The following is a 12560-nucleotide window of genomic DNA, read 5'->3' on the forward strand; positions in this document are numbered from 1 at the left end:
GTCGGCACGCACGCCCTGCATCCTGCCGGAGGAGTACGACACACCGCCACGCGACGCGGCGGAGGCCACGTCGAGACTCCGGCCTCGACCGCGCAGCGCGACGGCACCCCCACTGCTCGTGTCGATCGGCCGGGTTTGCTACCGGTCCCGGCTCAGGTGGAGCAGGTCCGGGTCGAGTCGCCCGGCCAACTCCCGCACGGCAGCCTCGTACTGCGGATTGGTGTGGTACGGCCAATGCTGGTCGATGCGGGGCGGCACGGTGTCGTCCGGCGGCACGGTGACCTCGACCGGGTCCCGCAACCGGCGGTCGACGGTGCCGGCCGGCGGCGGCACCCGGGGTGGCTGCCCGGGCCAGTGCGCGGAGAAGACGGGACCGCCGATCGGGTCGGTGTCGCGCCACAGGTTGACCCATCGCCAGCCGATCCGGTCGCCGATTTCGTACAGCACGTCGTCACCGAGGAAGGCCGGACAGAGCCGGGAGTAGAGCCGGTGCAACGGGCTGCCGTGGGTCAGCAACGCCACCCGGGGCAGCACCTCCGGCGGCAACTGGAGCAGGGTGGCGGCGGCGAGCACCGAACCGTGGGAGTGCCCGGAGAGGATCACGCCTCCTTTGCGGGCCAGTGCGCTGACCCGCTTGGCGAGTTCCGGCACGGCTCGTTCGGCGTAGCAGGGTGGCGCGAACGGATGCACCGTACGTGGCCAGAACGTGCCCAGGTCCCAGATCACCGCGACCGAGCGGCGGGTGCCCTCCGAGCGGTAGGAGGCCAGCCCGAGCACGACGATTCCGGCCGCAACCAGCCCGATCACGTAGATCCCGACATCGGTCACGAGCGACAGGTTTGTGGTCGCCTGGCCGTCGGTTCTGGCCAGGTACCGCGACAGCTCCGACGGCCCGACGCCGATCAGGTCCAGGGCGACGATCGCCACGCCGAGCAGGGACAGGACCAGGAAGACGATGAAGATGGGCCCGAGTTGTTCGGTGAACGCCGCCCGGGCGACGACCTCCCGGACGGCGGCGCGCTGGGGCAGCGCCTCCGGCGGGGGATCGGGGAAGTCGCGCCGGACGATCTGCTCGGCCATCCGGCGTCGCCGTCGCCTTGTCGCGACGATCCGCCAGAGTGCGGCGATCGCGACGACCATGATCGCCGCCAGCCCGGCCAGGGCCGCCCAACGGTAGGAGACCGGTGGCTCCAGCGGTGGTGCGCCGGGGCGATCCGGCCGTGCCGGGTTGGGGATGTCGCTGCGGTCCAGAAAGTCGGCCACCCGGTACACCAGCGCGGCGGCGAATCCGTAGGCGGCGGCGACCGCCGCGGTGGCGAGCAGCGGGCCGGCCAGTCCACCGAGCCACAACGGGGTTCCCGCGCGGCTGCGCCGGCGCTGGTGCCAGGTGGTGACGGTCAGCGCGATCAGCAGGCCGGCCTGGACCGCGATCAACGCGGCCACCGCGCCCTCGTATCCGGGGAGTTGCCCGTGCGGTGGCTCCGGTTCCAACGGCACCACGGTGTAGGCGAGCGCCAGCAGGGTGACCACCGTCGTGGCCTGGCGCAGCCGCCGTACGCCCCGCATGTCGACAGGTCCCCGGCCCGGCCCCTCGTCGACGGCGCGGGCCGGTCGGCAGAGCAGGACGGCGGCGACGGCGAGCAGGCACCAGGCCGTACCGAAGAGCACGTACACCACGGGCGTGGGACGGAGATGGATCTGCGCGCCGAGCAGGATCGTGTCGAGAATGCCGAGCCCGACCGCGACGTGCAGGGTCAGCAGTCGACGCACCACGATCGCGTCGTTCCAGAAGCCGGGTTCGTCGATGCGGTCCTCGCCGAGCGCGTCGCGTGCCTGCCCGGGCCTGGCCGGAAACGCCTCGAAGGCCCGGGACGAACGTGCGCCGAGCCACCACAGCAGCCGCAGCGCGGCGATGGGCACCAGCGCGAGGATCGCCAGGCGTGGCCCGAGAGGGAGGCTGCCGAGCCAGGCCAGGTAGCCGCGGCCCGCCCGGCAGGGCTGGTAGCCGACGCACTGCCAGCCGACCAGGTCGATGCTCACCCCCACGACGGACAACACGAACGCCGCGGTCAGGGTGGCGGCGAGCAGCCGGCACAGCGGGCCGATCAACCCGCCGGCCCCGCCGGTCGCCGGCCGGGCCCAGACGGCGAGGTTGACAAGCATGAACGGCAACAGGAACAGCAGGGAGAGGGTACGCACGGCGGCTCCGGCGGTGAGCGCCCCCCAGCGGTACGCTTCGACCTTCAGCCCGCTCGGCCGGTCGCTGATGCCGAACCCGGGCCGGGGGCGGTAGAAGCCGGCGTTGTCGTCACCGGCGACCCGGATCACCACAGGGTGGTCCAGCAGCGTCTCGGCGGAGGTCCCCGAGACGCCGTGCACCCGTAGTTCGACCACCTCGTGCGTCAACGTCCCGTCCTCCGGCAGCTGCCGATCCCGGTTCACGGTATTGAGCTGACCTCGTCGCCGGTGGCGGTTCGGCCATTTCCGCCGACAGTCGTGCAGGTGGTCAGTGGCGGGCGTGGCGCAGCAGCAGGGTGCCGTCGCCGGCGAGCAGCACGTGGCGCAGCGGCAGCTGCCGGGCCGGGCTCGGCGTACCGGCGGTGATCCGGCCGGCGCCGGCGCCGGCGAGCAGCGGAGCCACCGACAGGCAGACCTCGTCGACCAGGTCGGCGGCGGTGAGCGCGCCGAACAGGTGCGGGCCACCTTCGCAGAGCACCTGGTCGAAGCCACGCCGCCGCAGTTCGGCCAGGCCGACGGCCAGGTCGACCTCGTCGGTGCCGCAGTGCACCAGATCGGCCACGGCGGCCAGGCCCGGTGCCGCGGGCGCGCCGTCGCGGGTGAGCACCATCGGGCGTACCGGCGCGTCGGCGAAGGCGGCCTGGGTCGGATCGAGGTCGAGGCTGTTGGAGACCACCACGAGCGTCGGGTACTCGGCCAGCCCGTGCCGGCGGCGCCAGGCGCGGCGCTGCTCGTCGAGCCGCAGCGCCCGGTAACCCTCGTGGCGCAGCGTGCCGGCGGCCACCAGCAGCGCGTCGCAGACCATGCGCAGCAGCCGGAAGACCCGCTTGTCGGGCTCGCCGGACAACCCGGCCGAGTAGCCGTCGAGGCTCACCGCGCCGTCGACACTTGTCACGAAGTTCATCCGCAGCTGCGGCGTGTCGGCCCGGCGATAGAGCGCGGTCAGCGCATCGTCGTCCAGCGGAGCGGGTGACGGATCCGGCCAGAGGGCGGAAATCGGCGCGTCGGCGGTCATTCGCTGGCCGGACCGGTGACGACAGGGGTGGGTCGAGGGGTACGGTGCTGGCAGTCGCACCAGTTCCGGCCCGGGCAGTCGTCGTGCCGCCGCGCCCGGCACGCTCGGCAGATCATGTCCGCAGCCTATGCCGAGGAAGGATGGGACACGCATGCCGCGTCATATCTTCCAGCTGAGGATTTCGCTGTCCGGGGTTCGTCCCACGATCTGGCGCCGGGTGCTCGTGCCCGGTGGCTACACGTTGGATCGCCTGCACCGGGTGGTGCAGCACGCGATGGGTTGGCGCGACTGTCATCTGCACTCGTTCGAGATCGACGGCGTGCAGTACGGCGAGCCGGACCCGGACGGCGACCTGGCGCTCGACGACGAGTTGACCCTGCACGACGAGTTGGACGTGCGGCTGGACGCGGTGGCGGGCAAGGGCAGCCGGTTGCAGTACACGTACGACTTCGGTGACTGGTGGGAGCACGACCTGCTGGTGGAGGACGTGGTCACCGCCGATGCCGACGAGCGCTACCCGAGGTGTGTCGACGGCGAGCGGGCCGCTCCGCCGGAGAACGTCGGCGGCGCGCAGGGTTACCTGCTGCTGCTCGCCGCGGTCGCCGATCCGGGACACCCGGAGCACGCGGCGATGCGGGCGTGGGTCGGTGACGGCTTCGACCCGGAGGCCTTCGACGCCGGCCGGGTGACCACACTGCTGCGGCGCTTCTGCTGATCAAGGACGTTCCGGCACCTTGACCGGACAGTCGTCGAGGCTGGCGCGAAGCGGGATCAAACCGGTCCGGTGGTAACGATCTGGGAACGCTCCCAATGGCCTATTGACACTCCTGATACCTCCCGGCAATCTCATGGGAGCGTTCCCAAGGGGCGTAGATCACATCTCAGCGCGCCCGGGGCGTCGACGCCCGGCTGACCAGCCGGCGGCCGGCAGACGCTGCGGCACCCCCCCACCACATAAACCAGCCTCACCACTGAAAGAGGGGTCAGGATGAACCTCACCAAGCGGCGTGCCCGCCTGGCGGCGGCCACCTTGGCGGCGGTCACCGCCGTCGGTGGCCTCGCGGCCTGCGGCAACGACGACGACAACACGTCGGCAGAGGGCGGCAAGCCCGCCAAGCTGGTCGTCGACACCTTCGGCGAGATGGGCTACGACGAGCTCGTCAAGCAGTACGAGCAGCAGACCGGCATCAAGGTCGAGCTGCGCAAGACCGCGCAGCTGCGCGAGTACCGCCCCAAGCTGGTCCGTTACCTGGCCACCGGCAAGGGCGCGGCCGACGTGACCGCCCTGGAAGAGGGCATCCTCAACGAGTTCAAGGCCAACCCGCGCAACTGGGCCGACCTCGCTCCGCTGATCGACGACCACTCCAAGGAGTACCTGCCCTGGAAGTGGGAGCTGGGCAAGGCGCCGGACGGGCGGCTGATCGGTCTGCCCACCGACGTCGGCAGCCTCGCCGTCTGCTACCGCAAGGACCTGTTCCAGGCGGCTGGCCTGCCCACCGAGCGGGACCAGGTCTCGGCCCTGTGGCCGGACTGGAACGGCTTCCACCAGACCGGCCAGAAGTACAAGCAGGCCACTGGCAAGGGCTTCATCGACTCGATCACCGCGGTCTCGAACGGCGTGCTGTTCCAGCAGGGCAGCGACCTGTTCTACGACAAGGAAAACAACGTCATCGCCAAGGACAGCCCTGCGGTGAAGGCTGCCTGGGACACCGCCACCTCGATGGTGGACATCTCCGCCAAGGCCGAGACCTGGTCGCCGGCGTGGAACGCGGGCTTCAAGCAGGGCACCTTCGCGGCGACCTTCTGCCCGTCCTGGATGCTCGGCATCGTCGAGGAGAACTCCGGCGAGGGCAACAAGGGCAAGTGGGACGTGGCTGCCGTTCCGGGTGGCGGCGGTAACTGGGGCGGCTCCTGGCTGGCCGTGCCGGAGCAGAGCCAGCACCAGAAGGAGGCGGCCAAGCTGGCCGAGTTCCTGACCAACGCCACCAGCCAGGTCGCGGCCTTCAAGGCCACCGGCCCGCTGCCGACCAACCTTGAGGCGTTGAAGAACGAGGAGTTCCTCAACTACACCAACGAGTACTTCAGCGGTGCGCCGACGGGCAAGATCTTCGGTGAGAGCGTCGCCAAGATCGAGCCGGTCCACCTGGGCCCGAAGCACCAGGCTGTCAAGGAGAACGCGTTCGAGCCGGCCATGCGGGCCTTCGAGAACGGGCGGGCCAGCAAGGATCAGGCCTGGGAGCAGTTCACCAAGGACGCTGAGACTCAGGGCGCCTTCTGAGTGATTCCCATCCGGTGGCGTTCGGGATTCCTGCCCGGACGCCACCGGTCGGTCCCCCCTTGCGCGTGGCACCGCGTGCGGGCCCCGGGGCGTCGCCCGGAAAGGAAACCTGATGAGTCTGTCGGCCACGACGGCACCGCCGTCGTCAGCACCACCGCCTCCGAACGCCGAGCCCCGGCGCCGGCGTGGGCATCTGCTCAACCGCCTGGATCTCAAGTACTCCCCGTACCTCTACATCGCACCGTTCTTCCTGATCTTCGGGGTCTTCGGGTTCTACCCGATGCTGCGGACCGCCTGGATGTCCCTGCACGACTGGGACATGATCGGCGAGAACTCGTTCATCGGGTTCGACAACTACACCCGGTTGATCTCCGACGAGTACTTCTGGAACGCGCTGGTCAACACGTTCGGCATCTTCGCGCTGTCGACCATCCCGCAGTTGCTGCTGGCGCTCTTCCTGGCCAACCTGCTCAACCGCACCCTGCTGCGGGCCAAGACCTTCTTCCGGATGGCCATCTTCATCCCGAACGTGGTCTCGGTGGCCGCGGTCGCCATCGTCTTCGGCATGCTGTACCAGCGTGACTTCGGTCTGTTCAACTGGCTGCTCAGCTTCGCCGGTGTCGAGGCCATCGACTGGAACGGCGAGAAGTGGAGCTCCTGGACGGCGCTCGCCACCATGGTCAACTGGCGGTGGACCGGCTACAACACCCTGATCCTGCTCGCCGGCATGCAGGCCATCCCGAAGGATCTCTACGAGGCGGCCGCGATCGACGGGGCCGGTCAGTGGCGGCAGTTCTGGCAGATCACCCTGCCGATGCTCAAGCCGACCTTCATCTTCGTGGTCATCCTCTCCACGATCGGCGGCATGCAGCTGTTCACCGAGCCGCTGCTCTTCGCCAACGGCAACATCATCGGTGGTGACCAGCGGCAGTTCCAGACCCTGGCCATGTACATGTACGAGATGGGCATCGTCAACCTGAACACCGCCGGCTACGGAGCCGCGGTCGCCTGGGCGATCTTCATGATCATCGTGCTGGTGTCGCTGATCAACTTCGTACTCGTCCGCCGTACGGCGAAGTAAGGAGAGACCAGTGAAATCGGCTTCTCGCCTCTGGCGTACCAGCCCGCTGACCTACCTGGCGCTCGTCATGGCGGCCCTGCTCTCGATCTACCCGTTCTACTACATGATCGTGATCGGCACCCGCAGCCTGGATGCGATCAACGACGTGCCGCCACCGTTCACCCCGGCCGGCTCCTTCGGGGACAACTTCGGCCGGGTGCTCGACAACGACGCGGCCAACTTCGTCACCGGTCTGGTCAACTCGGTCATCGTTTCCTCGGTGGTCACCGTGTCGGTGGTGCTCACCGGCTCGCTGGCCGGTTTCGCCTTCGCGAAGCTGCGCTTCCGGGGCCGTAACATCCTGCTGCTGTCGATCATCGTCACCATGATGATCCCGACCCAGATGGGCCTGATCCCGCTCTGGGGCATGATGCAGTCGTTCGGCTGGTACGACAGCCTGCTCGCGGTCACCGTGCCGTTCCTGGTCAGCGCCTTCGGCGTGTTCATGATGCGGCAGTACGCCAGCCAGGCGATCTCGGACGAGCTGATCGAGGCTGGCCGGGTCGACGGGGCGAGCACCTTCCGGATCTACTGGAACATCGTGCTGCCGGCGCTGCGGCCGGCCGCGGCCGTGCTCGGCCTGCTGACCTTCATGGAAACCTGGAACTCGTTCCTCTGGCCGTACGCGATCCTCAGCCCGGAGAACCCGACCCTGCAGGTGTCGCTCTCCTTCCTCTCGTACGCCTACTACACGGACTACTCCCAGGTCTTCGCCGCCACGGCGGTCGGCACCCTGCCACTGGTCCTGGTCTTCATCGTGTTCGGCCGCCAGATCATCGGCGGGATCATGGAAGGTGCAGTCAAGTCGTGAGCAACCCCGCCACCCCACCCGCAGTCGGCGTCCTCGACGAACGTGCGCCGCTGACCTTCCCGCCGGGCTTCCTCTGGGGAGCGGCCACCGCCGCGTACCAGATCGAGGGGGCCGCGGCCGAGGGTGGACGTACCCCGTCGATCTGGGACACCTTCAGCCACACCGAGGGACGCACGGTCGCCGGGCACACCGGTGACGTGGCCTGCGACCACTACCACCGGGTCGGCGACGACGTACGACTGATGGCCGAGCTGGGGCTCAAGTCGTACCGGTTCTCGGTCTCCTGGCCCCGGGTGCAGCCCGGCGGGTCCGGTCCCGTCAACGCCGAAGGGCTCGACTTCTACCAGCGGCTGGTCGACGACCTGCTGGCCAACGGGATCGAGCCCTGGCTGACCCTCTACCACTGGGACCTGCCCCAGGAGCTGGAGGACGCCGGGGGCTGGCCGGCCCGCGACACCGCCGCCCGGTTCGCCGAGTACGCGCAGCTGATGGCGAACGCCCTCGGCGACCGGGTGAAGTACTGGACCACGCTGAACGAGCCATGGTGCTCGGCCTTCCTCGGCTACGGCTCCGGGGTGCACGCCCCGGGCCGTACCGACGGGGCGGCTTCGGTCCAGGCCGGGCACCACCTGATGCTCGGGCACGGGCTCGCCGTGCAGGCGCTGCGCGCGACGCTGCCCCAGGCGCAACTCGGCGTCACCGTGAACCTCTACCCGGTCACCCCGGCCAGCGACGCGCCCGGCGACGTCGACGCCGCCCGACGCATCGACGGGTTGGCCAACCGGTTCTTCCTCGACCCGATGCTGCGTGGCCAGTACCCCGACGATCTGGTCGCCGACCTGGCGAAGGTGACCGACTTCGGGCACGTCCGCGACGGGGACCTGGCCGTCATCTCCACGCCGATGGACCTGGTCGGGGTGAACTACTACAGCCGGCACGTGGTCGCCGCGCCGGTCCCCGGTGAGCAGCCCGAGCGGTACTGGCGGGCACCGACCAACTGGCCGGGCAGCGAGGACGTCCGGTTCGTCACCCGGGGCGTGCCGGTCACCGACATGGACTGGGAGATCGACGCCCCCGGGCTGGTGGAGACGCTGCGTCGGGTGCACGAGGAGTACACCGATCTTCCGCTCTACGTGACGGAGAACGGTTCCGCGTTCGTCGACGCGGTGATCGACGGCCAGGTCGACGATGTCGAACGCCTGGCGTACTTCGACGCGCACCTGCGCGCCGCGCACGAGGCGATCAGCGCCGGTGTCCCCCTGCAGGGATACTTCGCATGGTCACTGTTGGATAATTTTGAGTGGGCCTGGGGCTACACCAAGCGGTTCGGCATGATCTACGTCGACTACGACAGCCAGACTCGCATCCCCAAGTCCAGCGCCAGGTGGTACGCAGAGGTGATCCGACGCAACGGTCTGGCCGCACAATAAGGCGACGGCCAGCCAGTAACGGGCGGCCCGGCACCGACGCTCAACCAGGTGCCGGTGCCGCCTGACGTCGGAGGAGCAGACGATGACAACGCAGCGCACCCGGTCACTCGGGCGCCCGACCCTGGACGCGGTCGCGGCGCGTGCGGGTGTTGGCCGTGGGACTGTCTCCCGCGTGGTCAACGGCTCTCCCCAGGTGAGCCCGGAGGCCCGTGCCGCCGTGCAACAGGCCATCGCCGAACTGGGGTACGTGCCGAATCGGGCCGCCCGGGCGCTGGTCACCCAGCGGACCGACTCGGTGGCGCTGGTGGTCAGCGAGTCCGGTGAGCGGATCTTCGCCGAACCGTTCTTTGCCGGCATCGTGCGGGGGATCAGCTCGACCCTGCTGGAGACCCCGCTTCAGCTCTGGCTGGCCATGGCGCAGTCCCCGCTGGAGCGGGAGCGGGTCGAGCACCACCTGACCAACCAGCACGTCGACGGCGTATTGCTGCTGTCGTTGCACGACGACGACCCGTTACCCACGCTGCTGGAGGAGCGCGGCCTGCCGACGGTGCTCGGTGGTCGGCCCGCGCGGATGCTGCACCCGGAGGCCCAACCCGCCTCCTTCGTCGACGTGGACAACGTCGGCGGGGCACGCCAGGCCGTGGAATACCTGGCCGGCCGCGGTCGGCGGCGCATCGCCACCATCGCCGGCCCGCAGGACATGGGCGCCGGCCTGGCCCGCCTCTCCGGCTACCGGGACGCGGTCCGCAGTGCCGGGTTCGGCATCAACCCCGACCTGATCGGGTACGGCGACTTCAGCGAGGAGAGCGGCGCGACCGCCATGCGGCACCTGTTGGAGCGCTGCCCCGACCTGGATGCGGTCTTCGTCGCGGCCGACCTGATGGCGTTCGGCGCGATGCGGACGCTGCGCGAGTCCGGCCGCCGGATACCCGAGGACGTGGCGGTGATCGGCTTCGACGACGCGCCCATCGCCCGGCAGGCCGTCCCTCCGTTGACCTCGGTCTTCCAGCCGGTGGAGGAGATGGGACGGCAGATGGCCCGGCTGCTGGTGGCCCGGATCCGCGGTGACGAGATTCCCGCCCCGCACATCGTGCTCCAGACGCAGCTGGTGGAGCGCGCCTCCACCTGACCCCGAGCCGATGATCGACTGCGTTACGCCGTCGTGGCGGTTCCGTCCGCGCCTACCCCGCCGTTTCGGCGAAACGGCGCCCAGCAGGCGGGCTCAGTCAGTCCAGCGGCGTAGTTCGCGTCTGGCGAGGCTGGCCCGGTGCACCTCGTCGGGGCCGTCGGCGAGCCGCAGCGTGCGGGCCTGGGCCCAGAGCGCGGCCAGCGGGGTGTCCTGACTGACCCCGGCGGCGCCATGCGCCTGGACGGCCTTGTCGATCACCCACTCGGCCATCGCCGGGGTGGCGATCTTGATTGCCTGGATCTCGGTGTGTGCGCCCTTGTTGCCGACCGTGTCCATCAGCCAGGCGGTCTTGAGCACCAGCAACCGGGCCTGTTCGATGCGGACCCGGGACTCGGCGATCCACTCGCGTACCACACCCTGTTCGGCGAGCGGTCGGCCGAACGCGATTCGCTCGGTGACCCGCCGGCAGAGCAGTTCCAGGGCCCGTTCGGCCATCCCGACCAGCCGCATGCAGTGGTGGATCCGGCCGGGGCCGAGGCGGGCCTGGGCGATGGCGAAACCGGTGCCCTCGGTGCCGATCAGGTTCTCCACCGGCACCCGTACGCCGGTGAAGTCGATCTCGGCGTGCCCGCCGTGCGGGCCGTCGCTGTAGCCGTACACCGTCATGCCCCGGCGGACCATGACGCCCGGGGTGTCCCGGGGGACCAGGACCATGCTCTGCTGCCGGTGCCGCTCGGCGCCCGGATCGGTCTTGCCCATCACGATGAACAGCTCGCAGGCCGGATCCATCGCCCCGGACGACCACCACTTGCGTCCGTCGATCACGTAGTGGTCGCCGTCGCGGCGGATCGAGGTGGCGATGTTCGTGGCGTCGGAGGAGGCCACCTCCGGCTCGGTCATGCAGAACGCGGACCGGATCTCGCCGGCCAACAGCGGGTTCAGCCAGCGTTCGCGCTGGGCGGGGGAGCCGAACTCGGCGAGCAGTTCCATGTTGCCGGTGTCCGGTGCCGCGCAGTTGAGCGCCTCCGGGGCGAGATGCGGGCTGCGGCCGGTCAGCTCGGCCAGCGGGGCGTACTGGAGGTTGGTCAGCCCGGCACCGTAGCGCGGGTCGGGCAGGAAGAGGTTCCACAGGCCGCGCCGACGGGCCTCGGCCTTCAACTCGGCAAGCACCGGCGGACGGGCCCACGGGTCACCGGTGGCGGCCACCTGCGTCGCGTGCACCGTCTCGGCCGGGTAGACGTGCTGGTCGAGGAAGTCCGTCAGCTCCGCGCGCAACTGCTCGGTGCGGGCGTCGTACCCGAAGTCCATCAGCTCTCCCTCACCGCGTTCAGTCCGTGCGTGACCAGCGGCGCCACCATGTCCCCGATGGTGTCGAAGCCCTCGCCGAGGGTCTGCCCGAGGGTGTACCGGTAGTGGATGCCCTCGCAGATCACCGCGAGCTTGAAGCAACCGAGGGCGATGTGCCAGTGCAGCGGGCCGACGTCGACGGCGCTGCGGTCGACGTACCGGTCGATCAGTTCGGTGCCGGTGGGGAAGCCGGCCCGTGGGCCGAGGCCGTCGGCGACCGGGTTGCCGTCGGCGATGTCGCTGCCGCCGAGCACCTCCCAGTACGTCAACAGCAGCCCGAGGTCGGCCAGTGGGTCGCCGAGGGTGGCCATCTCCCAGTCCAGCACGCCCGCCACGGTCACCGGATCGACCGTCGCGAGCAGGTTGTCCAGGCGGTAGTCGCCGTGCACGATGCGGCCGGCGTTGCGGCCCTCGGGTGCGGTGGCGGCGAGCAGGTCGCGCAGCTCGTCGATGCCGGGCATCGGCCGGCTGCGGGAGCGGTCCAGCTGCCCGGCCCAGCGGCGTACCTGCCGGGCGAGGTAGCCGTCGGGGCGGCCGAAGTCGGCCAGGCCGACCGCCTCCGGTTCGACCGTGTGCAGTGCCGCGAGGGTGTCCATCATCGCCATGGCCAGCCCGTGTCGCTGCTCGGCGGTGAGCCCGTCGGTCTGCTGTCGGCTGCGGAACACCTCGCCGGGCACCCGTCGCATCAGGTAGAAGGGCGCGCCGAGCACGTCCGGGGCCGAGCAGAGCAACACCGCGTCCGGCACCGGCACGTCGGTCGGGGCGAGCGCCGAGATCACCCGGAACTCCCGGGCCATGTCGTGCGCGGTGGCCAGCACGTGCCCGAGCGGCGGACGGCGCAGCACCAGCTCCTGGCCGCCGGCCCGGAGCAGGTAGGTCAGGTTGGACCGGCCGCCGGTGATCAGCTCGGCCCGCAGCGGGGCGGTGGCCAGGTCGGGTCGGTGTTCGGCCAGGTAGTGGCTGAGTCGACCCAGGTCCAGACCGGCGGGGGAGTCGCCGCCGGTGCCCCGGTGCCGCTCCGGCGTCGGGTGGCGGGTGGCCGGATCGGTCATCCGGACAGTCCAGGGCAGCTCGGACCGCTTGTCAAGGTCAGGTTTGACCCTCGGGTCATGCCGCCGCAACAGGGACGAAATGGTCACCTGGCAGCCTGATGATCAGCCTGCCGGCCCTCGTGCTGGCCCGCCGAGCGGAG

General features: G+C 70.1%; 10 protein-coding genes. 6 read left to right on the forward strand and 4 right to left on the reverse strand.

Annotated elements, in window-relative coordinates; all coding sequences use genetic code 11:
* Window positions 1-138 precede the first annotated feature (138 nt).
* Together EG812_RS17905 and EG812_RS17910 are read right to left on the reverse strand one after the other, a co-directional pair.
* Window positions 139-2442, reverse strand: coding sequence for a hypothetical protein (locus EG812_RS17905; RefSeq protein ID WP_126712235.1), 2304 nt, complete (start codon window positions 2440-2442; stop codon window positions 139-141).
* 64 nt (window positions 2443-2506) lie between these two features.
* On the reverse strand, window positions 2507-3253 hold the full coding sequence (locus tag EG812_RS17910; RefSeq protein ID WP_013732365.1) for a pyrimidine reductase family protein: 747 nt from the start codon (window positions 3251-3253) through the stop codon (window positions 2507-2509).
* A gap of 151 nt (window positions 3254-3404) precedes the next feature.
* Between EG812_RS17910 and EG812_RS17915 the strand changes: the two genes are divergently transcribed.
* The 6 genes from EG812_RS17915 (at window position 3405) to EG812_RS17940 (ending at window position 10021) form a co-directional block, all read left to right on the forward strand.
* Window positions 3405-3968 carry a plasmid pRiA4b ORF-3 family protein gene (locus EG812_RS17915; RefSeq protein ID WP_043720104.1) on the forward strand — a complete coding sequence of 188 codons (564 nt, stop codon included), beginning with the start codon at window positions 3405-3407 and terminating at the stop codon, window positions 3966-3968.
* A gap of 273 nt (window positions 3969-4241) precedes the next feature.
* A complete protein-coding gene (locus tag EG812_RS17920) occupies window positions 4242-5531 on the forward strand; it encodes an ABC transporter substrate-binding protein (RefSeq protein ID WP_013732367.1) in 1290 nt (429 codons plus the stop codon).
* 112 nt (window positions 5532-5643) lie between these two features.
* Window positions 5644-6612, forward strand: a complete 969-nt coding sequence (locus tag EG812_RS17925; protein WP_013732368.1) for a carbohydrate ABC transporter permease — start codon at window positions 5644-5646, stop codon at window positions 6610-6612.
* A 67-nt stretch (window positions 6613-6679) separates the two neighbouring features.
* Window positions 6680-7462, forward strand: a complete 783-nt coding sequence (locus tag EG812_RS17930; RefSeq protein WP_050814713.1) for a carbohydrate ABC transporter permease — start codon at window positions 6680-6682, stop codon at window positions 7460-7462.
* Window positions 7459-8892, forward strand: a complete 1434-nt coding sequence (locus EG812_RS17935; RefSeq protein ID WP_013732370.1) for a GH1 family beta-glucosidase — start codon at window positions 7459-7461, stop codon at window positions 8890-8892. The genes EG812_RS17930 and EG812_RS17935 overlap by 4 nt, the downstream gene beginning before the upstream one ends.
* Window positions 8893-8974: 82 nt before the next feature.
* Window positions 8975-10021 carry a LacI family DNA-binding transcriptional regulator gene (locus tag EG812_RS17940; protein ID WP_043720107.1) on the forward strand — a complete coding sequence of 349 codons (1047 nt, stop codon included), beginning with the start codon at window positions 8975-8977 and terminating at the stop codon, window positions 10019-10021.
* Window positions 10022-10114: 93 nt separating this feature from the next.
* On the opposite strand, the gene EG812_RS17945 is transcribed toward EG812_RS17940, so the two are convergent.
* Both EG812_RS17945 and EG812_RS17950 read right to left on the reverse strand, forming a co-directional pair.
* The gene (locus EG812_RS17945; protein ID WP_126712236.1) at window positions 10115-11329 is read right to left on the reverse strand and encodes an acyl-CoA dehydrogenase family protein; all 1215 of its coding nucleotides are present in this window, start codon (window positions 11327-11329) and stop codon (window positions 10115-10117) included.
* Window positions 11329-12420: a phosphotransferase family protein gene (locus tag EG812_RS17950; RefSeq protein ID WP_126712237.1), complete on the reverse strand. Its 1092-nt coding sequence runs from the start codon at window positions 12418-12420 to the stop codon at window positions 11329-11331. The genes EG812_RS17945 and EG812_RS17950 overlap by 1 nt, the downstream gene beginning before the upstream one ends.
* Between the last annotated feature and the right edge of the window lie 140 nt (window positions 12421-12560).

It is taken from the genome of Verrucosispora sp. FIM060022, assembly GCF_003977705.1.
Classification (GTDB): domain Bacteria; phylum Actinomycetota; class Actinomycetes; order Mycobacteriales; family Micromonosporaceae; genus Micromonospora; species Micromonospora gifhornensis.